Source organism: Vibrio algarum (genome assembly GCF_028204155.1).
In the GTDB taxonomy this organism is placed as follows: domain Bacteria; phylum Pseudomonadota; class Gammaproteobacteria; order Enterobacterales; family Vibrionaceae; genus Vibrio; species Vibrio algarum.
Window position 1 is genome coordinate 647,519 of the sequence record NZ_JAQLOI010000003.1, and the last position, 26,339, is coordinate 673,857.

General features: G+C 39.9%; 24 protein-coding genes and 1 pseudogene. 12 read left to right on the plus strand and 13 right to left on the minus strand.

From position 1 onward, the window contains the following. The first annotated feature begins 60 nt into the window (after positions 1–60). Positions 61–945, plus strand: coding sequence for a LysR substrate-binding domain-containing protein (locus tag PGX00_RS18250; RefSeq protein WP_272139255.1), 885 nt, complete (start codon positions 61–63; stop codon positions 943–945). Positions 946–995: 50 nt separating this feature from the next. Here the strand turns inward: PGX00_RS18250 and PGX00_RS18255 are convergent, their stop codons facing one another. Beyond that, positions 996–2,906 carry a methyl-accepting chemotaxis protein gene (locus PGX00_RS18255; protein ID WP_272139257.1) on the minus strand — a complete coding sequence of 637 codons (1,911 nt, stop codon included), beginning with the start codon at positions 2,904–2,906 and terminating at the stop codon, positions 996–998. Between the two features lie 167 nt (positions 2,907–3,073). Further along, entirely contained in the window at positions 3,074–3,370 is a 297-nt protein-coding gene (yqfB, locus tag PGX00_RS18260) for a N(4)-acetylcytidine aminohydrolase (protein ID WP_272140906.1), read from the minus strand. Positions 3,371–3,969: 599 nt separating this feature from the next. Here yqfB and PGX00_RS23045 point away from each other — a divergent pair. Together PGX00_RS23045 and PGX00_RS18270 are read left to right on the plus strand one after the other, a co-directional pair. After that, positions 3,970–4,346: pseudogene (locus tag PGX00_RS23045) on the plus strand (diguanylate cyclase domain-containing protein); the annotation flags it as partial. 3 nt (positions 4,347–4,349) lie between these two features. After that, positions 4,350–5,216: an EAL domain-containing protein gene (locus PGX00_RS18270; RefSeq protein WP_272139261.1), complete on the plus strand. Its 867-nt coding sequence runs from the start codon at positions 4,350–4,352 to the stop codon at positions 5,214–5,216. 23 nt (positions 5,217–5,239) lie between these two features. Here PGX00_RS18270 and PGX00_RS18275 read toward each other — a convergent pair whose 3' ends face one another. From PGX00_RS18275 to PGX00_RS18315, 9 genes are all read right to left on the minus strand, one after another. Then, on the minus strand, positions 5,240–5,557 hold the full coding sequence (locus PGX00_RS18275) for an AzlD domain-containing protein (RefSeq protein WP_272139263.1): 318 nt from the start codon (positions 5,555–5,557) through the stop codon (positions 5,240–5,242). Then, positions 5,554–6,285, minus strand: coding sequence for an AzlC family ABC transporter permease (locus tag PGX00_RS18280; protein ID WP_407702417.1), 732 nt, complete (start codon positions 6,283–6,285; stop codon positions 5,554–5,556). Before PGX00_RS18280 ends, PGX00_RS18275 begins: the two co-directional genes overlap by 4 nt. Beyond that, complete coding sequence (locus PGX00_RS18285; protein ID WP_407702397.1) at positions 6,285–7,136, minus strand: tetratricopeptide repeat protein; 852 nt, start codon at positions 7,134–7,136, stop codon at positions 6,285–6,287. The genes PGX00_RS18280 and PGX00_RS18285 overlap by 1 nt, the downstream gene beginning before the upstream one ends. A 152-nt stretch (positions 7,137–7,288) precedes the next feature. After that, entirely contained in the window at positions 7,289–9,307 is a 2,019-nt protein-coding gene (gene fusA, locus PGX00_RS18290; protein WP_272139269.1) for an elongation factor G, read from the minus strand. Between the two features lie 302 nt (positions 9,308–9,609). Then, a complete protein-coding gene (locus PGX00_RS18295; RefSeq protein ID WP_272139271.1) occupies positions 9,610–11,139 on the minus strand; it encodes a tripartite tricarboxylate transporter permease in 1,530 nt (509 codons plus the stop codon). A 15-nt stretch (positions 11,140–11,154) separates the two neighbouring features. Beyond that, a complete protein-coding gene (locus tag PGX00_RS18300; RefSeq protein WP_272139273.1) occupies positions 11,155–12,015 on the minus strand; it encodes a tripartite tricarboxylate transporter TctB family protein in 861 nt (286 codons plus the stop codon). Positions 12,016–12,116: 101 nt separating this feature from the next. Further along, positions 12,117–13,127 (minus strand): Bug family tripartite tricarboxylate transporter substrate binding protein, encoded by a 1,011-nt coding sequence (locus tag PGX00_RS18305; RefSeq protein WP_272139275.1) that lies wholly within the window; start codon positions 13,125–13,127, stop codon positions 12,117–12,119. A gap of 110 nt (positions 13,128–13,237) precedes the next feature. Further along, positions 13,238–14,200 carry a sugar phosphate isomerase/epimerase family protein gene (locus PGX00_RS18310; RefSeq protein ID WP_272139277.1) on the minus strand — a complete coding sequence of 321 codons (963 nt, stop codon included), beginning with the start codon at positions 14,198–14,200 and terminating at the stop codon, positions 13,238–13,240. 135 nt (positions 14,201–14,335) lie between these two features. Beyond that, positions 14,336–14,995 (minus strand): GntR family transcriptional regulator, encoded by a 660-nt coding sequence (locus PGX00_RS18315; protein WP_272139279.1) that lies wholly within the window; start codon positions 14,993–14,995, stop codon positions 14,336–14,338. Positions 14,996–15,481: 486 nt separating this feature from the next. Between PGX00_RS18315 and PGX00_RS18320 the strand changes: the two genes are divergently transcribed. The 6 genes from PGX00_RS18320 to PGX00_RS18345 are packed head-to-tail and all read left to right on the plus strand — an operon-like array spanning position 15,482 to position 21,114. Then, complete coding sequence (locus PGX00_RS18320) at positions 15,482–15,943, plus strand: RpiB/LacA/LacB family sugar-phosphate isomerase (protein WP_272139281.1); 462 nt, start codon at positions 15,482–15,484, stop codon at positions 15,941–15,943. A 5-nt stretch (positions 15,944–15,948) separates the two neighbouring features. After that, positions 15,949–16,950: a dihydroxyacetone kinase subunit DhaK gene (locus PGX00_RS18325; protein ID WP_272139283.1), complete on the plus strand. Its 1,002-nt coding sequence runs from the start codon at positions 15,949–15,951 to the stop codon at positions 16,948–16,950. Positions 16,951–16,952: 2 nt separating this feature from the next. After that, positions 16,953–17,588 carry a dihydroxyacetone kinase subunit DhaL gene (dhaL, locus tag PGX00_RS18330; RefSeq protein ID WP_272139285.1) on the plus strand — a complete coding sequence of 212 codons (636 nt, stop codon included), beginning with the start codon at positions 16,953–16,955 and terminating at the stop codon, positions 17,586–17,588. Next, positions 17,585–18,373, plus strand: a complete 789-nt coding sequence (locus tag PGX00_RS18335; RefSeq protein ID WP_272139287.1) for a triose-phosphate isomerase — start codon at positions 17,585–17,587, stop codon at positions 18,371–18,373. Before dhaL ends, PGX00_RS18335 begins: the two co-directional genes overlap by 4 nt. After that, a complete protein-coding gene (locus tag PGX00_RS18340) occupies positions 18,370–19,230 on the plus strand; it encodes a sugar phosphate isomerase/epimerase family protein (RefSeq protein ID WP_272139289.1) in 861 nt (286 codons plus the stop codon). The genes PGX00_RS18335 and PGX00_RS18340 overlap by 4 nt, the downstream gene beginning before the upstream one ends. A gap of 3 nt (positions 19,231–19,233) precedes the next feature. Beyond that, complete coding sequence (locus PGX00_RS18345; RefSeq protein ID WP_272139291.1) at positions 19,234–21,114, plus strand: methyl-accepting chemotaxis protein; 1,881 nt, start codon at positions 19,234–19,236, stop codon at positions 21,112–21,114. Positions 21,115–21,190: 76 nt separating this feature from the next. Here the strand turns inward: PGX00_RS18345 and PGX00_RS18350 are convergent, their stop codons facing one another. After that, positions 21,191–22,333: a hypothetical protein gene (locus tag PGX00_RS18350; protein ID WP_272139292.1), complete on the minus strand. Its 1,143-nt coding sequence runs from the start codon at positions 22,331–22,333 to the stop codon at positions 21,191–21,193. Positions 22,334–22,551: 218 nt separating this feature from the next. On the opposite strand from PGX00_RS18350, the gene PGX00_RS18355 reads away from it, so the two are divergent. The 3 genes from PGX00_RS18355 (at position 22,552) to PGX00_RS18365 (ending at position 25,620) form a co-directional block, all read left to right on the plus strand. Beyond that, a complete protein-coding gene (locus tag PGX00_RS18355) occupies positions 22,552–23,196 on the plus strand; it encodes a hypothetical protein (protein ID WP_272139294.1) in 645 nt (214 codons plus the stop codon). Between the two features lie 144 nt (positions 23,197–23,340). Continuing rightward, complete coding sequence (locus tag PGX00_RS18360) at positions 23,341–24,324, plus strand: Gfo/Idh/MocA family protein (protein WP_272139296.1); 984 nt, start codon at positions 23,341–23,343, stop codon at positions 24,322–24,324. A gap of 24 nt (positions 24,325–24,348) precedes the next feature. After that, on the plus strand, positions 24,349–25,620 hold the full coding sequence (locus PGX00_RS18365) for a hypothetical protein (RefSeq protein ID WP_272139298.1): 1,272 nt from the start codon (positions 24,349–24,351) through the stop codon (positions 25,618–25,620). Between the two features lie 265 nt (positions 25,621–25,885). On the opposite strand, the gene PGX00_RS18370 is transcribed toward PGX00_RS18365, so the two are convergent. Next, a complete protein-coding gene (locus PGX00_RS18370) occupies positions 25,886–26,269 on the minus strand; it encodes a CoA-binding protein (RefSeq protein WP_272139300.1) in 384 nt (127 codons plus the stop codon). Between the last annotated feature and the right edge of the window lie 70 nt (positions 26,270–26,339).

Consider the following 26,339-nt stretch of genomic DNA (forward strand, 5'->3'; position numbering starts at 1 on the left):
GAAGTGACGTATGATAAAAAAGCGAGTATTATTAACTTAAACTGTTAGAAAAACTTACATATGCGAACGTTGATTCCACTAAAATCTATCTATACATTTGTTGCTGTTGCTGAAACAGGTAGCATGACGAATGCATCTGATGTTCTTAACGTCAGTCACTCCGCTGTAAGTCAGGCGATTAAAAGTTTAGAGAACCAATTAGGGCAACCACTTTTTAGACGTATAGGACGCCATGTTGAATTAAACAGCCAAGGAAAACGTTATTACAAAAAAGTCGCACCGGCTTTGGAACAGATAGTCGATGCTTCTGAAGCATTACAAAAGCCAATACACTCTAATCGAGTAACATTAAATATGATTAACTCGCTCGCTGTTCATTGGTGGATACCTAGAATGATGAGCTTTCAAGAAACGGCACCTAATCTCGATGTTAGGGTTTCCAATCTTGTTGGCCCTTTTAACTTGGAAAATGAAGGCGTTGATGTTGCGCTTATTCATGGTCTAAAGGATGAATGGCAAGACTATTATTGTGAAAAACTGGGCGATGATGAGATGGTCATGGTTTGCAATCCAGAACTTGTCAGCAGTAATACAACCGCTGAATCCCTTCTTAAAACTTACCCTGCAATTTATGCCTCCAATGATCGCCGTAAAAACGACTGGGGCTATTGGTGTCAAGAACATCAATTACCTATTCCCAAGAGACGAAATAACTTAAGCTTTGTCGTTTCTGTACACGCAGTACAAGCGGCAATCAGCAAACTCGGAATATTTGTTACGCATAGACAGTTTGTAAAGGATGATATAAAACTCGGCTTACTCGTTGAAGTAGGTAAGCCTGTTAAGCACCCTTCACAAAGCTTCTATTTCGCCTGTCAGCCTGACAAGCTAAAACTTGAAAGCGTGCTTACTTTACGCAGTTGGCTGCGTAAAGAATTCGCATAAAAAAACCACGTCAAGAAGTGGTTTTTTAGTACACGGAGACAGAATATCAATCAACTCAATTTAAACAGACCAACAATATTGTTTAGCTGAGAATTCGCACTGACAAGATTCTGTTTTTCAACGTTGGTATCCGATCCAACATGGGTCAGTTTGTCCACCATATCGTTAATCTTAGACATATTCCTCGTTATCTCATCCGAGACTGAATTCTGCTCTTCAGCCGCTGTTGCTATTTGCGTATTCAACAAATTAATTTGTTGAATAGATTCGGTGATTTTCTCAAGATCTGTTGCCACAATTACCGTTGTTGACGCCGTTTCTTCACAGCTTGATTTAGTCTGCTCCATCGCGCCAATCGCCGTATTGACACCCACTCTTATTTTTTGAAGTGTAGCTTCAATCTCAGCGGTACTAGACTGCGTTCTAGAGGCAAGTGTACGAACCTCATCAGCAACGACAGCAAACCCACGTCCATGCTCTCCAGCCCGTGCGGCTTCTATTGCTGCATTTAAAGCAAGAAGGTTCGTTTGGTCTGCGATCTCACCGATGACATTTAGCACATTTGTTATTTCTGTCATGTCTGTTCCAAGTTGTGCAATACTCTCCGACGTTGAATCAACCTGAACAACGAGTTGACCCACAGTTTCATTCGCACCACTCATCACACCCTGTGACTCTACGGCCTGATCGTTAGTTAAACTGGTAAACTGAGCAGCATCAGCCGTATTGGTTGCAACATCATTGGAAGTTGCGCTCATCTCATCCAACGCAGTAACAACTTGTTCTGTTTCTCTGCGATGCTCATTTAAGACACTATGGCTTTCTCCAGTCAACGTATCTAGCTTACCCACGCTAGACGCGATGTCCTTCGACGCGTGCGAAACCTGTGTCATCATATCTTGTAGGTTAGCAATGAAAGTATTAATACCTTGAGATATTTGGCCCAGGTCATCAGTGCTAGAAACAGGAAGTCGCCGTGTTAAATCGCCATTGCCTTGGGATAAATCTTGAACTAAATTTTTCAAAAGGAGAATGGGGGAATACAACACACGTAGTAGAGCAATACACAAAATGCTTGAGACAATCACCATAATGAAAGAACTAATAACTGCATTAAGTAAGGCTTCATCTGCTGCTTTGTATGCGATTGACTTATCTACTCCTATGAATATGTACCACTTCTTACCGTTGACCATGTTGATGCTTTGAGTAAATGCCACTTTTTCGACGTCTTTTAATTCATAATCAAACTTGTTGCTATCAGCCGACATCATCTGCTTATTAACATCGCCCATACCAATTGATTGCAGAGTATCACCCATCTTCAAAGCCGTAGAATTCGAAGCAAGTGTCTTACCATTTTCGTCAAAGATAACCGTTACCGCACCAGGATAGTCAATAGAGTTAACGGTTTCTTCTAGGATACTCACTTCTATATCCCCTAACAGAACACCACCATTTATTGATTTGACGATAGATACTAATTGCTTTCCTGATGAAGCGCTTGTATACACATTGGTAATATCTAAAGCACCATTTGCTTGTTTACCTTGAGAATACCAAGGCCTTTGACGGGCATCGTATTTATCTATTATCGCTACACCATTTTTCCAGAGTGGACTCGATATGGTTGAAAAAGATTGACCATCATCCAAAGAGATCAGTACAGCACTAAGACCAGATATATCTTTCGTATATTTTACTAGTCCTACGTAATCCTCGGCCTTCAGGTTAGGTTGATAGTGTTTGCTCAAACTATCAATAGTTGAAAACTTATGATTGAACCACTGCTCAAGCCTTGCACCTTCGGTTCTTAATGTATTTATTGATTGCGTATCTACATTCGCTACCGTACTCGATTTTAAGACCGTGTATGAGTACCCGTTACTCAATATAAGACAGATCACTATCAATATGCTTATAGACAGTATTAGTGTGTTTCGAAAACCTAGTTTGTTCATTGACGTCGCTCCAAAGTTAGACCGTTACCATTCATCGGCTAAATGAGAGCATTCTTAAGCATTAAGTTTAATATTGCTTGAGTATATATCCACAACGAGACATGCACAGTGCAAACGCGACAGGCAGAACAATATGAAGCCGTTTAATTTGTAGGCGCTTTTACGCCTTAAACGAGGTAATAAGCAATAACGTATAAGCTATCGACATTGGGATAAATTTCACGAATAACTGCTTTCAGTTCTGGAAGTGACATGTTTTCCTGCTGAGCATGAAATTCTGTCAGATCATCGAACTGAATCGCGGTTACCGATACAATTTTCAAAGCACAAAACCAACGGCCAGTTTCATAAGTCGACACCTGAACAACCGAGTTTATTTCATAGTCTTTTTCTGATTCATCTCGGATGGTGATGGTCTTTTTACCCGATAAAATATCGGTTTCAAATCGCTCAAAGAATGTCATTTCAGAAAAGCTCATTTTATCTCCTTTTTTCAATACCGTAAATTACCCGAATGTATTCACATTCAGGCTTCAAGCCAACAACCGGAATTAGACCACAATACCGACTATGAACCAAAGGTTCTCGAACAACTTTAATAGCCGGTCTTTGTTCATGAAAAAAGAATAACTAACTACCTGTTTTCTCATTTTCCAACTAAACTGAGAAAGTATTGATAAATCGATGATATGTATGTTTTTTTAAACAGTTAATCTACCCTCTTTCGTGAAACTGAATGAACTTATACAAAATAAATCCAGAGACTCAATCCAGCATACGCATGAAATTTCGGGCTCGAATAGAGCTTCTTTTAGGGATCGGAATCGTCCTTACTCTTACCCTGCTTTCCTCTGCATTTGAAATAGAGTTTGTTGAATCTCTATTTGAATTTACCCGAGCGCATGAAGATTGGGAGTTAGATGAAATTATTTTTAGCTTTATCTGGGTCGCTTTAATCTCTTCCATTTATGGTGTTCGACGCGTTCTCGATATCAAAACCGTTAACAAAGAAGTGTCTCAACGCGCCTACTACGACTCATTAACAGGCTTACCAAATAGAAGCATGGCGCTCTATCAGCTTGAAATGTCCCTTAAGCGTGCCAAGCAGCGCAACCTATCTATCGTTGTTATTTTTCTAGATTTAGATAGTTTTAAAGAAGTTAATGATTCTCACGGGCATGACTCTGGTGATCTATTAATAAAAAAATTGGAAAGAAGATAGAATCTATTCTTAACGATAATGACACCGTATGTCGACTCGGTGGCGATGAGTTTTTAGTCATCGGTGAGTACCCTAAGAACTCGGACAATATCGCTGTACTCGTTAACAAAGTCGAACAATGCCAAGGCGAATCATTCAGTATTAACAATCGAAGAATTACAACGAGTTTCAGTATTGGTGCCGCTATTTCATCTTTACATGGCGACTCGGTCAAAGAACTATTGATCGCAGCCGATAACGCAATGTACGAAGCAAAAAGAAATAAACGACACTCCGCTTGCTACTATACCGATGAAATAGGAGATAAAATTTCAGAACGAAATCAATTATCTTCGAAGCTAAGACATGCGATTGAAAACGAACAACTTTATTTGGTTTTTCAACCTATCATATGCAGTAATTCTGGCACAATTAAAGGTTATGAAGCACTAACTCGTTGGAATCTCGACGGCACTCATATCAACCCTGAATTGGTTGTTTCACTGGCAGAAGACATCGGCGCTTCTGAAATATTCTATAAATGGCTTATAAAAACAGCCTTGAAAGAGACTTCCCACTTTTTAAAACAGTCTCAATTTGTCGCTATTAACGTATCAGCTAAACAATTTTTAGATGAATACTTCTTAACCAACACGCGTCAGTTCCTCTCAATGTATGACGACTTCTTAATTGAATTGGAAATTACGGAAACTTCATTGCTTACCGACTTCGAAGAAACCACATACAGAATTGATGAGTTAAATAAATTGGGTATCAAGGTGATGATTGATGATTTTGGTACAGGCTATTCTTCGTTAAGCCGCTTAAAACACCTAAACGTCGATAAAATTAAAATTGATCGCTCTTTCTTATTAGACGCTGAAATCGACCCTAAAAGTGCAGGGATTTATGAGAGCATCGTTGGACTCGCTCAAAAATTAGACATTGATGTTGTAGCGGAAGGTATTGAAACAACCCAACAGTTTGCTTTCCTTGGCCAGTTTTCCCCTATTTACATGCAAGGTTACCTATTCCAAAAACCTTTACCTAAAGAGAAACAAAGACCTGAAGCTGAAATTAGATCAATTATTTTAAAAACAGATGATTAGATAATAATTAGCTACACTTTTGATTAAACAAACACCGCTAACTTCAATATCAAAAACAGAGCCATGCTAACAACGGTCGTCCAAAGCACATTCTTGGTTTTCCACACCATTACTGCCGCAAAGAGTGCGCCAAGCAAATAAGGATTAGTCGGGGAAATCGCAAGATCTCCATCTCTGATAAATACAATCGGTGCCCAAATAGCGGTTAATATAGCAGGGCTTGAATAAGCCAGTAATCTTTGAGTAGTGTGATTGAGTTTAATAGGTAGCTTAGGCTCTAAAAATAGATAACGGCTAAAAAATACTAGGCCAGCCATAGCAAATATGGACAGTAGGATCATCTTTCACCTTCTATGCTCTGATCACTTTGAGTATTATGCTTAAGCTTTTTATTCCTCATTAGGGACTCACAAGCAAAACCACTAACCATACCGCAGACGCTGGATATTATAAGTCCACCTTCAATACTGAAATACGCCATAGCAACCGACAGAACTAACGCGACAAGAACAGAGACGAGAATAGGACTATCTTTTATAGTAGGGACAACCAAAGCAATAAAAGTCGCTGCAACGGCGAATTCCAGTCCAAATCGATCTAAATTCGGTATCTGGCTTCCCGCAACGATACCCACCAAGGTTGCGATATTCCAGACCAGATAAAAACTTAACCCAGCACCTAACGCGTACCAGGGCTTAAATCTCTCTGGCGTTTGGTTACCAACGACAGCAAACAATTCATCTGTAAGCAAAAAACCGAGTAATAATCGCCACTTAATCGGCAGAGGCGCAATCTTTCCTCGCATAGAAACACTATACAGAAAATGTCTGGATGTAATGAAAAACGTAGTGAGAAGCATAGTACTTAACCCTACTCCCGCTTTGAACATCCCAACGGCAACCAATTGAGCAGAGCCCGCAAATAATATGGCTGACAGCGCCTGTCCTTCAAAGGGACTCAGCCCAACATCCATAGCAAACGATCCCACAAGAAATCCCCATGGTATCACCGCTACACAAAGTGGAAATATAGCGACAGCTCCCTGCCAAAATAACCGTTTATTCGATATCAAACTTGGCTACCTTCAGCCCCTTCAATCAAGGAATCAAATTGTAAATTACCACGTAATGACTCTAGATCCGGTTCTTCTGCTGCCAGTTCACGTATAGAAGCACTTACTTCAATGGAACGATGAAGGTCGTATATCGCTTGCTCTTCTGCTCCAAGACGAGCATATGAACAAGCCCTTTGATATAACGCATGTGCATTTTTGTCATCAACTTCAAGCACTCGATTACATAGGCTCATCGCCCAATGATATTCGCTCATTTCCATCGCTGCATCCGCTTTGTAAGTCAGTGCTTCTAAATCTCCTGGGCGAATTTGAAGTATCTCGTCACAAACTTCCATTTTCTGTTCGGGTGTTTGCGCATTTTGTGCCCGTAACCAAAGGTTGTGTACTTCGTTAATAATCTCAATTTCTTGGTTATTTTCAGAAATAATACGCGTTTTACGCTTAAGATCTCGCTCAAGCGCTAGGAATTTGGTTTCGTACTCTTTCGCCAGTTTATTTAGACGCGCATCAGCCATTTCTTTGGTACTTTGCTTCATTTCTTTCAAAGACTGCCAACCAACTAATGCAATAAGCGAGGCAACTCCAGCAATAATATAAAAGAAATACGTTACGGTAACATTTGCATAATTCATGGACTTATCGGCAACTTCCAATTCACGGTCGGTGATTTGAATAACCATTCTACGTTCAAGGTCTTGCTGATCTTGCCTAAGCGCTTTCAACTCGTCCAATATATAGCGCTCAACAAGTGGGCGCTCCAAAATATCACTTTCAGAGTATTTTTCTGCTGCTACACCACTAAAAGAGATAAATAGAGCTACAAAAAGCACCAATAAATTTTTCATCACAGTCACAACCAAAATATGTGCATTAAAGAAGCTATACAATAGGAGGTAAACCCTGTCCTTTCAAGCAGTAATAGGTTTACTTACCTTTAAAAAAACAATAAAAAAGGCGAGTCCTAAGAATCGCCTATATATTCACTGCTTCGTCGTAGCTATTGAGTTGCTTCCTTACACACTTTTTTCTGTACCGCAGGAGGAGCAGGTTCATAATGACTCAAAGTCATACTAAAAGTGCCTTCTCCACCTGTGATAGCTCGAATACGGCGCGAGTATTCTTGTAGCTCATTTATAGGAGATTTCGCTTTAAGCAATGTGAAGTTATTGGGTTCAGGTTGACTACCTTCAATCAAGCCCCGATTACCAGAAAGATCACCAGACACATCCCCTACACACTGTGTAGGGATATGCAGATCCAATTGCACAATAGGCTCTAATACGATGGGATCTGCCTTATTAACTGCATCCAAAAAGGCTTTCTTGCCTGCAATGACAAAAGCGATTTCTTTTGAATCGACCGAATGGTACTTACCCTCGTAAACCGTTACTTCAATATCCTTAATTGGATTACCTGAAATTGCCCCGTCTTCGAGTGCCTGCCAAACGCCTTTTTCTACCGCAGGAATTAACGATGTCGGGATAGAGCCTCCAACAACTTTATTTACGAAACTAAACCCAGCACCACGCTCCAATGGACGAACTTTAAGTTGAACTTCACCAAACTGACCGGCACCTCCACTCTGTTTTTTATGGCGGTACTGCCCCTCTGCTGGTTTGGTTATGGTTTCAAAATACTCTACGCTCGGTTGACTGGTTTCTACTTCAAGTTTATAAACCATAGCCATTTTTTCTAAGGCCACTTTTAGATGAAATTCACCTTGCCCGCTAATCAGTGTCTCATTTGTCCGAACTCTGTGCTCAATTCTAATTGAAGGGTCTTCTGCTGAGATACGATTCAATATCTCAGATAGTTTCTGTTCGTCACCGCGCTTTTTAGGTTTCACCACTAAGCTATACATAGATTGAGGAAAACTAAGTGTACGCATATGAATGCCATCTTCTTCATGTGAATCGTGGACAACCGAATCAAAGAACAAATCATCAACCTTAGCTAATACACAATAATCACCAGCGATTGCTTTTTGAATTTCTCTTCTCTGCTTACCTTGCAACTGATAAAGGTGACCCACTTTAAATGCTTTATTACTTTCACCAATATAAAGCTGACTACCCGCATTAATTTCACCTTGGAAAAGGCGAATATAAGCTAATTTCCCCATATAAGGGTCAACACTGATTTTATAAACATGTGCGACACTGTGCTCCAAAGAGTCACAATTCACTTTAACTTGTTTCCCTTCTTTTTCTAATAGAGGAGGATTTCCTTCATTCGGCATTGGCATGATTTCAGCTAATATTCTCAATAACTGCTCTACACCAGCGCCTGTTTCTGCCGATACAAAACAGATCGGGATAATATGGCCAGTTCTTAATGACTCTTCAAACGGATCGTGTAATTGGTTGGGGCTAAGCTCAGAACCCTGCTCTAAATAGACTTCCATTAACTCTTCATCAACTTCTATCACTTGGTCAACGAGGCTTTCGTGAGCCATCGTTACATTGTCGAAGAGAGTAGCCGTATCGTATTTAGGCTCAAAATAACAATCGACGACCGAAGTCCCATCTTCAGATGGCAAGTTAATGGGTAAGCAGCTGTCGCCAAAGTGCTCTGCTATATCAGCCATCAGTTCTACGACTTTATTTGAATTAAGATCGATTTTGTTTACCACAATCATTTGACATTTTTTTTGCTCTTTAGCAAAGGCAAATAATCGATCAGAAACTTGGTTTAAAGGGGTATTCGCATCGAGAACCAGTGCCGTAGATTCAACCGCTGGAAAGATACTAAAGGTACGACCAAGCAGTTCTGCTTGACCTGGCGTATCAATGTAATTCATCCTGTGGTTATCCCAACACAATGCGATGGGCGTTGCCTCAATACTATGTTTATACTGAATTGACTGCGGATCAAAATCAGTAACGGTATCCCCTTTCTCAACGCGTCCAAGCGTATTAATAGTTTTAGATTCGAACAGTAGGCGCTCTATAAGGCTGGTTTTACCGGTACCAGTTTGGCCGATAAAAGCGATATTGCGGATTTTATTTACGGGCATAATAAACTCCTAAAATTATGTGAACGTTTTCTTTAAAAAAACACCTTCAGAGTAGGCGGGCTCACCGCCTTCTCGTCTTCCACGTCATTTTTCGGATTACTATATGCAAAGTCGATCCTTCAACTCACTTAGTTACACCTAGCTTGAACCTATTCCCATAAAAAAAATGTGACTTAATTCATAGCTGTAACAGGAGAGAAAAAAGGGTAATCAAAATTTGAACTAAACAACGTGTTTTAAGCAACATACAAATGTAAAAAAGGAGCTGTGTTAACAGCTCCTTTTTAAGAGGTCTTTCTAGATTAAGAACTGGTCGCTAAAGCACGTTTTACTGAGCCAAATAGGTACCTAATGAGTTTGTTAAACGCTGGAATTTGGCTTGATAGGATTAATAGAATAATCACGACAAGCGCAAGTGAGATAGGACGTTCAACCATTGGCCACAAGCTACCACCCGTTGTTTTCAAGCCCGTTCTCAATGAGGTATCTGCCATTGGCCCTAATATGACCCCAATCACCAGTGGTGCAATTGGGATCCTGAGTTTCATAAAGAAATAAGAAATAACCCCAATGATACCCATTAAGTAAAGGTTGAATACACGAAGACCCAAGGCAAACGAACCGATAACACACAATACCGCAATCAATGGCATGAACAACGTTTGTGGGATACGTAGGATGTAAATAACCTGCTTAGACAAGATCATGCCACAGATCCACATTGCAATTGCTGCAGCAAACAGTATCGCCGTCACTTCTGGAATGAAGGTCGGATTAGTCTTAAGCAGCATTGGGCCTGGCGCTATATTATGTAACATCAATGCCCCTAACAACATTACCGCAGGTGGTGATCCCGGAATACCTAAACTCAGTAGTGGGATCATCGCCCCACCCACGCACGCTTGGTTAGCGGTTGCAGTGGCAATCACACCCTCGGCTTTACCTGTACCAAATTCTTCTGGGTTCTTATTGGTTTTTCTCGCAACACCGTACGCAACCCAAGCGGCAATATCTTCACCAATACCCGGCACCGCACCGATACCCACACCAATCAAAGCAGATGAAACGATGTTTTTGGTGTTCTTGTACATGGTTTTGAAGTCAGGCAGCAGTTTACCAAACGAAGAACCCATCTTGCCCATCTTCATTTTAGATTCCAACACCGACATGATTTGTGGCATACCAAAAGCACCGATAAGCACAGGCACTACATCGATACCATTATCAAGCTCGTGCATCCCAAAAGTGAAACGTGGGTACATCTGCATGTGGTCTTGACCAATGGTGGATAACCAAATACCAAATAAACCCGCAACCCAACCTTTTATTGCCAGATCTGGCGAGGTCAAACTGCCACTGATCAAGATGCCAAACAGGGCGAGTAAAAAGTATTCGTAAGAGGTGAACTGCAAAGCGGCTTGAGCAATCACAGGAGAAAGCAGTGCCACAAAAATCATTCCAATAAACGAGCCGATCAACGATGACGTTGTGGTTAAACCGAACGCTCTCCCCACCTGCCCTTTTTTGGCCATCGGGTAGCCATCCATTGCGGTAGCCGCCGATGCAGCCGTGCCCGGAATGTTAAGTAAAATAGCGGTATACATACCACCGTACACGCCACCAACGTAGATGGCGAGCAAGGCAAGCAACGCCGTTTGACTATCTAAGCCATAGGTGAGCGTGGTTAATAACGCCACACCGAGCGTTGCCGTTAAACCGGGCATCGCGCCAAAAATAATACCGAGAAAGGTACTGCCGACCAATATGAGCACTAACGTTGGCGAAGTAAATATTTGCCAAAGCATACCGGTAAATATAGATAAAATATCCATTACGTTATTCCTTAATTAGAAAGCATCATCCAGCTCTGCCGTTTCGTCCGCTGACAAGGTTTTGCCTTCTTTCACTTCTTTTTGACCTGCGTACTTAAAGTAGGTGGTGTTCAACACTTGCTCAACGACAATGCCTTCTTTTGGTAACGGTACTAAAAGGAAGTAGCGGAAAATGGGGCAAATCACCAATGGGAAGAGAAATGAGACCAAAGCAAGAACTTTTACCTTTCGTTTAAACTCTGCGCCATACTGTTTTTCACTGATTTTAAACAGCGCAAAAATAGCGATAGCAGCCACGATCAAAATAATGTCGGTGGTAAATTCGTACCCAGCATTGATTGTTTCGTCTAAACCTGAGCCAAAGATAGCAACAGATAGAACCATGAAGGCCGAATACAACTTGATGAGTTTTGACGAGATTTTAGGTTCATCTAAATAGTACAAACCGATATAAAACAGAAGAAAGACAAGTGATGCTAAAAAGAAATCATACCAAGTGATCATGATGTAGATATAAGTCAGGATCCCACCACCTGAGATAAGAAAGCCCGATGGATTAACATCTTTGATCCTTTCCATAAACAATGTACGGCCGTTTTCTTTCGCATTATTTACAAACAATACGATGCCAGCGAGCAATAAAGCCGCACCAATAAAGAGTGGTAACAAGCCCGGTGATTCGTACCACGTTGTTTTAACCCCACCTACGGTGCCAGAAAAGGGCATCGTCAGTGAGTGAGCAATAATAAATATAGAAAAAACAATAACAACAGCTGAAAAAATAAAATCCCAGCCATGAAGGGCAAGCTCTTCTTCTTGTCTTGCTTTTTCTTCTAATAGCGAGCCATCATCGAAGTCTTTCATTGACTCTGACATATCGATTCCCTCAGAATTAAACAAACATTTTCCATATCTATGCATGGAAAACTAAGTGATAAAGATGGCACTGGTGGAGCCAATGCCATCGAGTTGGTTGGTTATGGTTTTGGAATACCTAATGAAGCAGGGTCAATCTTAGCCGCTTTCAAATCCCACAATGTCCATGAGAACAAGGACTCTAGACGAGCCATACGCTCATTTGCTGTTTTACCGTACTCACCCACTAAGCTGTAGTAGTTTTCAGCCGCGTATTTGGTAACTTCTTCACTTTCCATCGCCGCAATAAACGCCTTAGCGACCTTTTTCTTAATATCTACTGGTGTTTCTTTTTTCATTGCAAAACCAATAGATTGAGAGATTGGTAGGTAGTCGCCTAATGCAGGGTATTTAACGATCGCCGATGGGATAGTCATACCACCCACTTCGAAGCCTTTTTCTGTAAGCGTACCTAGTGCGCGGAAGTCACCAGATTGAATAAGCTGATTTTGCTCCGCAGCAGAAGTAATAACCACATCCACTTCGCCACTTAACGTCGCGTTTTGAGACTTAGATGACCCAGGGTAAGGGATAAAGTTCATTTCACCTTGAATGCCCTGTGCAAAAGCAAGGTAATTGATGTGGTGTAATGAACCTGATGAACCAGCACCGACACGAACTTTGCCTGGGTTAGCTTTGATGTATTTAACCAGTTCTTCCAAGGTTTTGAATTCAGAGTTTTTAGAAACCGACAATACATCTGGTGAGCTTGCTACGATAAAGTAGTCAAACACTGACATGCGGTTTTCCCAGCCACCCATTACCGCAGCGGTAACGTTCGACTCAGAAAGCCCTACTAACGTGTAACCATCTGGTTTGCTATTAAAGCCAGCAAGTAAGCCTACCGAGCCAGACACGCCACCGGGTTTGTTGATAACGTTAATATTTGTGCCTAAGTATTTAGACATAGATGCTGTGATAACACGGTTAATCACGTCTGTACCACCACCCGCTGACCAAGTCACAATATCGTTGATATTGCGGTTTGGATAACGCTCATCGGCAAAGGATACGTTCGCCATTAAAGAGACAGCCGCTACGACGGCTCCGGTTAACAATGTTCTTCTTTTCATGATTGATACCTTAATTTTGTTTCAGGTGGTTACCATCAGGTAACCCATATTATTGGCAACATTCCAAACCTGTGGTTTATTGCCTTTATAGTCATTTCATGTATAGCTAACTAGATTTTAATAAAGTAATTCTCTAGATCTGCCCAAATATCCATGTACTCCTTCTTCCTTAGTGATTCACCAAATACACCCATTCCAATCTCATCAATACGATTCGAGATTTTGTTCGTCATGCGCACATTCGCTTCAAATACTTTTTCAATGTCCCATCGAGTTGGCGAGGTATCTGAAGTCAACCACCCTTGGTAGTTAAACTTCTTCAGGTAATAGATAAACTCGATGTATTGCATCAAGCTGCGGCTGCCACAAAAATAATCCCAGTCCCATTTACCATCATTGTCATTGATATGGATGTAGTATTTGAGACCTTCAGACTCAAGAAGAGCTAACTCTTCGGCCGGGTTATTGTCACCGTAAAGTGAGTGTCCATAATCCAATGTCACGCCGATATTCTCATTGCCGATACTTTTAATAAGGCAAGCTGTTTTGGCAGCATTATCGATATAACAACGCCCACGAACTTCATTAGGTTTGTATTCAATAAACAGAGGGATATGTGGCTTGTAAGCACCCGCTTCAGCGAAGGTATCTGTTAGGTACTTCCACGTTTCAACATAATCAGCCTGAAAACTAAATTCGTATCCGTCACTTAATGGGCAACACTGAACCTTGTCTGCACCGAGTGCTTCAGCAAAGTCTTTTGCATTTTTAATAAACTGAACCGCGCGCGCTCTTACTTTTGGATCTGTCGAGGTTAAACCACCAGACTTAAACTCTGGTTCCACTTTGATATTCACGTTTATCGCGGCTAATTTAACGTCATATTTATCTAGAAGTTTCTTCGTCTCTTCAACATCGTTCACTTCATATGGATAAACTAACTCAGCCCCGGTCATACCGTTTATTGACTTCAGTATCTTAAATTTTTCTTCTAGGGTTCTAGGCTGATTGTACTCAGAGAAACGATCCTGCGTTCTTCCCAAAAAAGGGGTGATGACTGCATGTTTAAACATAGTTATTTCCTTTTATTATCTTTAATACACCCAAATTTAAATGTTACATTTAAATAGATGCACATTAATTTAATTAAATTGGTTGTTTTAATTTAACATCTTTAAAAAATATCAATCTATCCGACTAGATGTTGATTAATTATTAATATCAACGAAGTGGTACTCATCCAAAAACTCAACAAATTGTTTAGAGATATTTTTCCAATGATATAGATGTAATTTTCTAGCACCATCTGCATCTCTATTCTCTATTGATTCTATGATTTTCTCATGCTCTTCAATTGATTCCCAAGGTAAAGGCCTTAGTTTTATTACTATTTCTTTACAACGTTTATTCTGTTCATTGTATTTTTTAGCGACCTCAATTAACCTTGAGTTTTCTGTATAATCGAAAATTGCCTGATGGAACTGTCTATCATAATCTGCCCATCTTATAATATCGTTTCTTTCTAAGGAGACTTTCATCTCCTCCGTATATTTTTTTAATTGGTCTAACTGCAATTTTTCTAGCGTATTTTCAATACAAAGTTCTATCGCTGTAACCTCTAGATGAGCAATTATTTCGTATAACTCTTCAATGTCTCTTTTAGACAAAGCGCAGATTTCCATACCGTGTCTAGGGTGAAGTTTTATTAAGCCATCTTCTTGTAATCTAAGTAATGCTTCCCTAACAGGTGTTCGGCTAAACCCACACAACTCTACTGCTTCGTCGACAAGCAAACGCTGATTTATTCTAAATTTATTATTTAATATCATCATTTTAAGAGTATCGTAGGCTTTATCCGATAACTTCATTTTACTCTAACCCTATCTGTTAAAACTAATTCATTGACTTGTGTAAAGCATCACGACTTTCAATTCATATGTTAAAAAATTTATTAACGTATTCGTAAATATTGACTGAAGTATAAGTGAGTAAATTAAATATAAATTTGAACTTTGTCACGATAATTAATTTAAGGACCAACATATTTAATTAGTAATTTAATTTTCAAAAACAGACAATTAGTAAACATTTTTTAAAACGACAATTATCATTATTTATTTTTTAATAATTTTATTTTGAATATTATTGTTTGTAATTAAATTATTAACGGTGAATTTTAACTATCTTATTGAAATGGCACGACTATTGTTATCTCATGGTTATCTTTAATAAATTTATTAAAAAATATTTCGTGACGAACTTCAAATCAGCAAGTATTTAAAATAGCATTATTATATTTATTCAATTAGCTTAAAAATGAAATATAAATATAAAATACCAATTCGGAGTTTGAAATGAATATTGCCATTGGCTGCGATGACGCAGCGGTAGAACTAAAAAACACATTAGCAAAACATTTAGAATCTCTCGGTTATGAATATACAGATTATAGCCAGCCAGCAGAAGATGAATCCAATTTATATGCCGATGTGGCTGCAAGAGTTGCATATTCTGTGGCAGAACATAAACATGAACGAGGGATCATTATTTGTGGTACTGGAATCGGAGTCTCAATAATGGCGAATAAGGTCCCTGGGATTCGGGCAGCTCTTTGCCATGATGTCTTTTCGGCCATAAGAGCTCGCAAAAGTAATGGCGCTCAAATCATCACGATGGGCGCTAGAGTCATTGGTTCTGAACTAGCAAAAACCATCTTAGAAAACTGGTTGCAAGCCGATCAAATTGATCCCTCCTCCTTACCCAAAGTTCAAAGAATCAACGAAATTGAAGATTCTATTTTGTCTAAATCGGAGTAATGACAATGAGAGTACCTAAGAAATTATTAAATGACCCTCAAAATGTTGCCGTTGAACAATTTGAAGGCTTTATAGCCGCCACGAATAAGGACTTACAACAAGTAGGTTCGCTCACTGCAGCTGTAAGAAAGAACTTTAACTCGAGTAAAGTTGCTGTTGTTACAGGCGGAGGTGCTGGTCACGAGCCTATGTATGGCGGTTACGTAGGGCAAGGTTTAGCAGATGCGGTTGCAACAGGTGATGTTTTCGCAGCACCAACACCAGACGTCATTTATGAAACCACGATGGCATTGGAGCCTTCAAACGGTGTCCTTTTTGTTTATGGCAATTATGCTGGCGATAATATGAACTTTGATATCGCTGCAGAATTATTAGAAGATGAAGATATCCCATCTCACACTATCAGAATAAATGATGATGTCATCTCCGCCTCCGATGAAAACAGAGTAGAACGCAGAGGGATAGCCGGAGCGCTTTTTGTTTTAAAAGCAGCTGGTGCGGCATCAGAGTTACATGACAATTTTGATGATGTTGTAAAGGCAACTGAAAAAGCACTACAACATACCGCTTCTGTTGGTGTTGCATTAGGTCCTTGCGCAATTCCACGCAATAACACATTTAATTTTGAAATAGCCGACGACGAAATAGAAATAGGTATGGGCTTGCACGGTGAACCCGGTGTAGGCAAAACCAAAATTTCAAATGCCGATGAAACCGTATATGAACTTATGGATCGCCTCAATGAAGAACTAGAACTTCAAAGTGGTAACGAAGTTTGTGTGTTGGTAAACAACCTTGGCGCATCAACTCAAATGGAACTTTTAATAGCAAACCGCGCTGTTAATCAATATCTTGCAGAAAAAAACATCACTGTACATGACTGTCTTGTTGGGGGTTACTGTACGTCTTTAGAAATGTCTGGCTACTCTATCTCTCTATTCAAATTAGATGCTGAACTAAAAAAACTTTATGACACACCTTGCAACTCTTTCGCCTTGAGGAAATAACTATGAATAATCGTGACACGACTAGAATGATGGCTTTTGTCTCCAAAGGTATGGTTGCAAGCGAACCCATGCTAACCAAATGCGACCAGATTATTGGCGACGGAGATCATGGCTTGGGAATTGAACGTGGCTTCCAAAATGTAGAAATTTACCTTGATGACAACTTTACTGCCAAAGATGTTGGCGATGTTCTTGGCAAGATAGGCATGAAACTTATGTCTACTATGGGAGGTGCGTCTGGAGCTATTTTTGGTACACTCTTTAGATCCGGAGGAAAAGCCATTGCCGGAGAAATCGAACTAACGACTCCAGTATTCGCTCGATTTCTGGAAGCCGGATTAGAAGGTGTATTTAAACGTGGTGGCGCAAGCGAGGGTGACAAAACCATGATTGACGCCCTTGCGCCTGCTATGAGACGCGCAAAAGAATTAGGAGATATGGATTTTCATCAAGCCATCCCCTTAATTTTTGAAAGTGCAGAGCAAGGCGTTGAACAAACCAAAGATATGATCGCTACAACAGGTAAGGCAAAAACACTTGGAGAGCGATCTTTAGGCCACCCAGATCCCGGTGCTATTTCAATGTCACTTATCTTCAAGTTCATGGCTGAATACTCGCAGCTTGAGGTTGCCGCATGAAAAAAATATGGCTCGGTTCCAGTTGGAAAATGAATAAAACTGCTACGGAAGTAGCTGAATTCAACCAACAGATTCAAAACGCGCTCTCTGAAGTACCCCAATCACTTCAAACGTTTTTAATTCCGCCTTTCCCCTATGTCCAAAGCGTAGCAGAGTCGGTTACTCAACACGGAACACGCGTTGGTGTACAAAATATTTGTTGGGCAGAAGCAGGCGCTTTTACTGGAGAGATATCCGCCTCTATGGCGAAAGACATTGGTGCAAGCATTGTCGAAATAGGCCATTCAGAGCGCCGCGCGATGTTTAATGAAACCGACCATAGCGTAAACAAAAAAGTATTAGCCAGTTTAAACTTAGGACTAACGCCACTTATTTGTGTGGGGGATACTTTTGATGAAAAGCAATGGGACGTTTCCAGAGAATCAATTGTTCGACAAGTAAAAATTGCACTCTTTGATGTCAGCATAGATCAGATAGAAAACGTTATCATTGCTTATGAACCGGTGTGGGCTATTGGCGAGAACGGTATCCCAGCAAGTGCAATTGAAGCTGAAGAAGGTTTATCTGCAATAAAGCATGCTTTAGTTACAAAATACGGTGCTGAACTGGCCAACAAAATCGTCTTGCTCTACGGAGGCAGTGTACACCCAGACAACGCCCAAGAACTTATTCAACAACCTAGTATAGATGGCCTATTTGTTGGTCGCTCTGCCTGGGAAGCTAGTGGTTTTGCTAAACTTATCTCGCTTGTTAAACCTTACTGTGAAAGTAAGGAGGAGCAATGAATACCCATTTTTCAGTCAGTACGGTGGCCTATTCAGGTCACCCTATCGAATTGGCACTCGATTCTCTCGCTCGCATTGGTGTAAAAAACATCGAACTCGCTCTAATTCAAGGTGCTATCTATGGACTCACTGAAGACGATGTCTCAATCGAAAATGCCAATGAGATAAAGCAACTATTAGACCAACGAAATATGCAATGTACATCGTTAGCTGCTCATTGCCATATGACAATTGCAAACTGTGACGAACAACTTTACAAACGAGTCCAATTAACCCACTTACTCGACTGTCCACGGCTAATACTTTATGCCCCAAGAGATGGCTCGCTGTTTGAGTTTCAACAACACGCGAAGCGAGCCATTAGCTTTGCAGAGTCAGTTAATGTAAAAATTCTTATCGAAAACGTTGGTGATACCAAGCCATACATGCTTAATGACTCAAATGACTTTATACCTGTTTTACAGCAGTTCGACTCTAGTGCATTAGGCATTAATTTTGACCCTGGTAACTTAGCTTCACACAGACCAAATCACGACCTCTTAAATGAAACATTACGCAGCGTTGATCATGTAGAGCATATTCATATTAAAGATCTTGTTCTTAATAAGGATTCATACGAGTTTTGTTCTATTGGCAAAGGGATATGCCACTACACCGAGTTTTTCTCTCTCACTTGCGACAAGGCGCTACCTTTTTATAGCTTAGAACTGCCGTTTGCTTTAATACGGAATACAGACGGTAGCACGTACCTAAAACCCAAAGATGAATTACTCACGATAGCCGAGATTGAGAGTCGGCTTATTGAGTCTATCTTTGCCTGTAAATCAGAGCCGGTCCCTTTCGCTAACATAGGTTAAATTATGAGCGTAAAATTCAAAATTGTTTCCGCATTTGCCTTATTAATTTCGACTATTGTGTTAGTCATAACACTCTATAGCGATCATAACTTCAAGCAATCTAGCACACACAAAGCGCTCTCTAGCCTTGAGCTAGAAGCAAAGCTAGTATCAAGTTCAGTACAAAATAAAATGTTAAGTTATTATCAAGGGCTAAGGCTTATCAGTGAGACACTGGCAATTGATGAAACTGGCATGCCCATCACGGCACAACTCGCTAACCAATTAATCAAAGTTGAGAAAAACCTCGGGATGTTTGGTGCCGCCTATGCCACTGATGATGGCATAACGTATAAGCCTGAAGGAATTATTCCAAACTTCAACGCGAAACGATTACAGCGAGAATGGTTTGTACGTTCCATGGCAAACCAAAAAAATGTTGCGACGCTTCCCTATGTTAATAACCTAGGAGAGTTAGTCATGTCTTTGTCTGTGCCAGTGAAACGGCTTGGCAAGATTGTCGGCGTGCTCAACGCAAATATTTCTGTGGATGAAATCTCGAGGTCGATAAAAAACGAATCTCAGAATAACCAGGTCTATTTGAGTCGGGCTGACGGCTATGTTTTGGCATCTGGAGACCCTACACAAGTAGGTATTAATTTATTTGAAATCCACCCGAGCTTTCAACAATACATTACCGACAATAGTTCAAGTCATACCTACATGAAAAACAATATTGAACATTATGTTGTCAGCGCAAATGCACCAGAACTTGGGTGGCATGTCTGGTCTTGGGAAACATGGCAAGCCATTAATGCTGATGCTGAAAATAACCTTTTGAAGAGCACATATTTGGCCGTGGTATTGACCATTTTTGCATTATTAGCGACGTACTTTCTTGTGGTTAAGCTAATGTACGTACCAATTGGCGGAGAGCCTAGCGAAATCGAAGAAATGGTAAAGCAAATTGCAAATGGAAATCTGGCAATTGACCTTAATGAATCTATTGAATTGTCTGGCATTCACGCGTCACTACAAAGTATGACAAAGCGTCTCATTGGCAGCGTAGATGATATAAACAAGGCGACTCATGAGTTAATCAATACGGCAAATAGATCGATGGATTCTGCATCAGGGTTAACAACAAGTTCTAACTCACAAATGTTACAGATTGAGCAAACTTCGGCAGCAATGCACGAAATGTCATTAACCGTTGATGAAGTAGCAAACAATGCAGTACAAGCTTCCGTATCCGCAGACCAAGCGAATCAGTTCTCTCAGAATGGGATGGATCTCGTTCAAGACATGAACAAAGACATTAATCACCTTCTATCTGGCATTGAAAAGGTAGCCAACGTAACAAGCGAACTTGAAACTGAAACTCAATCTATTGGCGGAATTTTAGATGTAATTTACGGTATTTCAGAACAAACAAATTTACTCGCGCTAAATGCCGCTATCGAAGCTGCTAGGGCTGGAGAGCATGGCAGAGGTTTTGCTGTGGTTGCCGATGAAGTCAGAAATTTAGCCAACAGGACCAAAGAGAGCACCAATACTATTCAAGACATGATAAGTCGCTTGCAAGAAAAAGCTCAAAATTCGGTGCAACTCATGAGCGTAAATGTTAAAGATACCGAAGTGACCGTTGCTCGTTCTCAAGAAGCAAAAGACGCACTGATTGAAATTCAGAATTCAGTCGCTGTGATCAAAGACATGAACAATCAAATAGCGACAGCAGTTGAACAACAAAGCCATGTAGCCAACGAAATCAATACAAGTATCGTCGCAGTGAATGATCTTGCTCGAGTAAATAATAAACGCTCCACTGACAACAAAGCGCTGGCAGATGACCTTAAAAACATCACCTCTAGGATCAATGAGTCTGTGGCGTTTTTTCAATATTAAACCACCTTGCAATTCTGGCTGCCAAATTTCTAAGCTCATTATCAATAAGCTCATCGTAATTTGGCAGTCAAACCATTTAATCTGTCACTCTGGTTGACCTAGGTATAAATCGGTTAAGTCTATCTAGGCTTCTATTTTTAGAAAAAACAGCTTCTAGCTCTAACTGAAACCCAACATTATACTTATAATCTAACTCTCTAGGGGCATCTACCTGTGGGGTCAAAGAGAGGTAAAGCCAATTACTATAAAGTTTTTGTCTCCAAGATGCCGAAATCCACGAATTAGAAACCTCATCACCTTTATTCGGTTCAATACTCACACCTGTGGAATACTCTAGTAAATGATCGCTGCTAATGCGGTCAAAGTACTTTAACTGAAACAACAGTTCCCAGTTATCATCTTCATATATATATTGTGCACTTGAGCCCACTTTGAAAATCTGAGTATGATCTTCAGCCAAAGCATGATAAAAATTTAGTTCGGTTAAAGAACCAGATCCTAACGAATGATAATAAAATACATCTTGTTTGAACTGTGCGGTCCAGTTTTCTGACAGCTCCCCAACTCTAAGAAGTTCCCCTCGCACAAATGGATCGAAAGGGAGACGAATTTTTACACCCAAATCGAGGTTAGTTCTCCAGTTCAGCAGTTCTTCATCTTGCAGCCGAACCCCTCCGATAGCACCATCTAGACTATTTTTAGACGCATCTGAAGGTAACCCCCTCTGTTTGCTTTCTAAAGAATCGTAATCATCTGGGTCGGTTTCTAATATAAGGTTCCAATTACGCTTTACGTGGGGAAGATCTATCCGAATAGAGACTCTCTCGTCAGATGTAAAATAACCATGATGGCTGTATTCAGCGCGGTATCTCAATTTTAAATAACTTCTATTTACCAAGGCTTCTTCGTCATCATCCTTCGCCAACCCTTGATCTAAAAAAGTACTAAAATCATGAACTGTTTCGGAAAAATAGTCCTCTGTTGCTTCTATCCATGAAGTGTCATCAGGATACGAAGAATCCGTCGATAGTACTGGCTCTGACTCGCCAGCCTGAGTCATTGCAACTTCGATCTCTTCTGAAGTCTGACCGTAAACCGTAGAGACTACTGTCAGGTGCATACAAATAATCAAAAAGCAGAAGCGAGAACTCATCTGCCTTCTCGCTTTCGAGGGATATAGATTTACTTTGTCTTCATTTCTACGCTCTAAATTTTTCAAATATTCCCTTTTCTTTTTTGTTATTCTTTTTCTTATTATAGATTAAATACATACAAAGCTATTGTTTACAATCCATTTACACTTTACTCTTTTACATAGCGCAGTGGTCCACCACTTTTTTCAACTATATCAGTCTCAAAAGTTATTGGCTTTGAATCGGTAATTCATCTAAATTTTAGACTATAATCAACCTGTAATTTAAATAAAAATCTGAATGTATGTTAACTAAAACACTAACTCTCTGTACTATCACAATGGCTTTACTATTCTCTGTCAGCATTCAAGCGATGGCAGGGGCTAGTGGCGAATTTATAGTGGGTTTAGGGCCAATAGAACTTGGTGATGTCGTAATGAAATCTAACTGTGATGACGAAGTCTGCAACTATGAAACTCATATAAAAGGGTCGTTCATGTTTATAGGTGCGGATATTAAAGAAATAGGAACATACAAACAGGTTGATCGGCAGGTTATACCCGTTGCTACTCAATATGCTGAAAAAATAGGTTCTAAGAAAAAAGCCTTTACCTACGATTTCCTAACGAGAAAAATTGAAGACAAAAAGAACAAACGAGAAATTGATATTCCGGAAAATGTCTATCCATTTATGCCACTCATAAACCAAGTCATTCTCGACTTACGCGCTGGTGGTCCAAGAAAATACTATGAGTTTTTGTCTAAGCATAAAATCAAGCGCGCGAATATTACGGCTTACACAAAAACATTGACAATTAATGGCACTCTCCATCATTTTTTGGGCAAAGAGAAAGACGACACCCTTGAATTTTTCTTTCTGGAAGAGAATGGCAATATAGGATTAGAGAAAATTGCTTTTGGCAGTTTCCATATGTCACGAAAACAATAGCCACTACACAATTAGAGCAGAGTCATATAATTTCATATTTCTTTACAAAACCGTAAGTTATTGTGAATTACTGCCCGTTTTATTATCTAACAGTGCTAAACTTGATTTGCCTATGTGCAAAATCAATTTTGGGGATACGATCAAATGATCAACTTAGCTGTAATTGGAACCAACTGGATATCAGAAAAATTCGTCGAAGCTGCTAAAGACAGCAATCAATTTACACTATCCGCTGTTTATTCTCGGCAGATAGAAAGCGCCGACGGTTTCGCAAAAGAACATCAAGCCCCAGACTGCAATTTTTACAATAACTTAGAAGAACTAGGTGCGGACAAACGCGTTGATGCAGTCTATATCGCCTCACCAAATAGTTTACATTGTGAACAAGCCATTCTTATGATGGAACATGGCAAACATGTTATTTGTGAAAAGCCCCTTGCCTCCAATATCGACGAAGTTACTCGAATGTACAGCGTTGCTGAAAAATACAACGTCGTTCTCTTTGAAGCGTTTAAAACCGAATTTTTACCCAATTTTGAAGAACTGAAAATGAGTCTCGCTTCAATAGGTAAGGTAAGGAGCGTACATCTGAGCTACTGCCAATATTCGTCGCGGTATCAGAAGTACCTAAACGGAGAGAACCCGAATACTTTTAACCCTTTATATTCCAACGGTTCCATTATGGATATCGGTTTTTACAGCGTATCAACCGCCGTGTCCTTATTCGGCAAACCAGATAAAATCCAGGCTAGTGCAAAGCTCCTAGACTCTGGTGTTGATGCTCATGGAACGGTTATTCTTGAATACCCTAATTTCATCGTATCGGTTCAACACTCAAAAGTATCTGATGGCAATATCGCGAGTGAGATACAAGGCGAAGATGGCGTTATCTTAATTCAAGACTTCTCGGAATGCACTGGATTCACAATCCATAAGCGAGAGGTAAGCCCGCAAACCATTCACGTCGAACAAGAAGATAATTCCATGATCTACGAAGCAATCGCCTTCGCAGAACAGGTACGAGATGGAGCGATGAACTACGCCTATGTTCAACGATCGCTAGAGGTTTCAGAAGTTATCACCGAGATTCGTAAACAGACAGGCGTTATCTTTCCAGCGGATAAATAAGTTCATAAGTGATGTAACAACGTTATGGCAATGATTAATAAGCATATCCTCATTTTTGGGGGTTTAGGTAACCCAGAGCACTCGGTGATAAAACTCTATCGCGAACTTCTGATAGAGCTTTATTCACATTACTCATTGATCGCTATAGACCCAATTAAAAATCATAATAAAGCACGTGAAGAACTTTATAGCCAAACGAATATCAATTACCACCACAGTTACCCTAATCTAAATAACTATCTAGATAATCAGGGAAAACACGAGATTTCAGCCGTTTTTATCTTAACGCCTGTGATTTATCATCTAGACATCTTAAATCAGATCCAACCTTTCATCCCAAATAACGACTGCTTAGTCATCATCGAAAAACCCTCTTTTTCAATCGACGAAATAGATGAAGGTTTTAACCAAACCGTACAAAAAATGAAAGAACAAGATAACCGCTTCTATTTCATTGATACTGCGATGGTCACTCCTCCTCTGATGGACTTTTCGACCAATATAGAGATTCCACATGAAGAACTGCCTAAAAAAATTATCGCTTTAGGTGTGGATAATCCTCTGAATCCTCACCCGCTCATCTCTGAATTCAGTTTTTGCAATAAGATTGCCTCATATAACCAAAGACAACTGCTCAATCTAGCGACGAGTGGAGGCGCTGGGTTTGGGCTTGATATGGGCATACATGCTATCGCTGGTTTTATGACACTTATTGAAAAATTACCGATTACCGTTACAAATATTACAATAGACAACGTTTTTCTTGAGGCGCTTACCTACCCCGATTTAAAAAGAGATAACAATGCCGAAACTTATATGCTTTGCTCCGGTAATGTAACTTCTGCTAGCAATGACATCGCATTTATAATTGAGGGCGGAAAAGGTACTGATACTTGGGATCGACGACTAGAGCTCTATTACGAAAACTGCGTTATCGTGCTTGGTTTTGGCACACTAAAATATTCCCCCTATTTTTGCTCAATTTCCGATACAAAGGTTATTAGAAGGGAGTACAAAGTTGCACAATCCGGTTATGTTCAACACTTCATTGATATCCGGAACTTACTTGGCATTAGTAACGAAGCGGCATTAATAAGCTCAGATCTCAGCGAAAAAATCATGCGCAATTCAATGGTACTTCTTAGAGATATCTACCAGCTTACATCTAACCCAATAACACAAGATAAAAATATCACCCTCGTTGAAACTCATAAAAATCAATTATTAAATAGCCATGAAACAAAGATTAGAACTCGACTTAATAAGATGTTAGAAGACTCATTATTAAATCACTAAATCAACATATTCTTTGTCATACCAACCACTTTGGTTTTCATTAATTCTTCAGGATGATCAATCTCAAAAATGAAACTGATATTTAGTATCTGATACCAAGTTTATACAACTGAGCACTTTCTAGATAGAATTCCTCATTCAATTTAATATTACATTTTGTAAGAAATCACTCTCGTTATTTATGTTGAAAACTAAGCAGCAATCTATCTTCTTTAGGGCTTTGATGGCGTAAGCATCACTAAAGAAGGACAAAAGTGTGTAGAAACTAAAACTGATCAGTAGCCAGCATAACTAAAGTACAGCCTTCAATTACTTCAATATTCGCTTTCGCAGCCTGAACCATCAAATTTTGATTCTCGGTACCTGGATTGAAAATAATTCGCTTTGGTGAAATCGCCAATATAGACTCGATCATTGACTCTAGGCGCTGCTCCCCTACATAAAGCGTAAGTGTATGCACCCCAGTATCTATAAGGTTATCCAGCGACTCTACAATTTCTATCTGAGCAATATCCAATTTTTTAGGCGAAACACCGACCTGATTTAGAAAACCATTTTCAAGCAGTTTTTGATGCGCCTTAAAACTATAACGCTCTGACTTATCAGAAATCCCCAAAATAGCAATTTTTTCACTGGTATTAGTGTTCATAAAGGTACTCTTCATTATCTATTAAATGTAATAATTAAGTTATAACATTGGCTGATCATAGCTGTATATA

Bases quoted from the DNA above. Each gene is read 5' to 3' on its own strand.
- PGX00_RS18275 (WP_272139263.1), bottom strand. From the start codon at position 5,557: ATGATCCTACTGTCCATATTTGCTATGGCTGGCCTAGTATTTTTTAGC.
- PGX00_RS18365 (WP_272139298.1), top strand. From the start codon at position 24,349: ATGGCAATGATTAATAAGCATATCCTCATTTTTGGGGGTTTAGGTAAC.
- yqfB (WP_272140906.1), bottom strand. From the start codon at position 3,370: ATGACATTCTTTGAGCGATTTGAAACCGATATTTTATCGGGTAAAAAG.
- PGX00_RS18370 (WP_272139300.1), bottom strand. From the start codon at position 26,269: ATGAACACTAATACCAGTGAAAAAATTGCTATTTTGGGGATTTCTGAT.
- dhaL (WP_272139285.1), top strand. From the start codon at position 16,953: ATGAATAATCGTGACACGACTAGAATGATGGCTTTTGTCTCCAAAGGT.
- PGX00_RS18300 (WP_272139273.1), bottom strand. From the start codon at position 12,015: ATGTCAGAGTCAATGAAAGACTTCGATGATGGCTCGCTATTAGAAGAA.
- PGX00_RS18360 (WP_272139296.1), top strand. From the start codon at position 23,341: ATGATCAACTTAGCTGTAATTGGAACCAACTGGATATCAGAAAAATTC.
- fusA (WP_272139269.1), bottom strand. From the start codon at position 9,307: ATGCCCGTAAATAAAATCCGCAATATCGCTTTTATCGGCCAAACTGGT.
- PGX00_RS18250 (WP_272139255.1), top strand. From the start codon at position 61: ATGCGAACGTTGATTCCACTAAAATCTATCTATACATTTGTTGCTGTT.
- PGX00_RS18340 (WP_272139289.1), top strand. From the start codon at position 18,370: ATGAATACCCATTTTTCAGTCAGTACGGTGGCCTATTCAGGTCACCCT.
- PGX00_RS18320 (WP_272139281.1), top strand. From the start codon at position 15,482: ATGAATATTGCCATTGGCTGCGATGACGCAGCGGTAGAACTAAAAAAC.
- PGX00_RS18305 (WP_272139275.1), bottom strand. From the start codon at position 13,127: ATGAAAAGAAGAACATTGTTAACCGGAGCCGTCGTAGCGGCTGTCTCT.
- PGX00_RS18310 (WP_272139277.1), bottom strand. From the start codon at position 14,200: ATGTTTAAACATGCAGTCATCACCCCTTTTTTGGGAAGAACGCAGGAT.
- PGX00_RS18355 (WP_272139294.1), top strand. From the start codon at position 22,552: ATGTTAACTAAAACACTAACTCTCTGTACTATCACAATGGCTTTACTA.
- PGX00_RS18315 (WP_272139279.1), bottom strand. From the start codon at position 14,995: ATGAAGTTATCGGATAAAGCCTACGATACTCTTAAAATGATGATATTA.
- PGX00_RS18255 (WP_272139257.1), bottom strand. From the start codon at position 2,906: ATGAACAAACTAGGTTTTCGAAACACACTAATACTGTCTATAAGCATA.
- PGX00_RS18285 (WP_407702397.1), bottom strand. From the start codon at position 7,136: ATGAAAAATTTATTGGTGCTTTTTGTAGCTCTATTTATCTCTTTTAGT.
- PGX00_RS18325 (WP_272139283.1), top strand. From the start codon at position 15,949: ATGAGAGTACCTAAGAAATTATTAAATGACCCTCAAAATGTTGCCGTT.
- PGX00_RS18335 (WP_272139287.1), top strand. From the start codon at position 17,585: ATGAAAAAAATATGGCTCGGTTCCAGTTGGAAAATGAATAAAACTGCT.
- PGX00_RS18345 (WP_272139291.1), top strand. From the start codon at position 19,234: ATGAGCGTAAAATTCAAAATTGTTTCCGCATTTGCCTTATTAATTTCG.
- PGX00_RS18295 (WP_272139271.1), bottom strand. From the start codon at position 11,139: ATGGATATTTTATCTATATTTACCGGTATGCTTTGGCAAATATTTACT.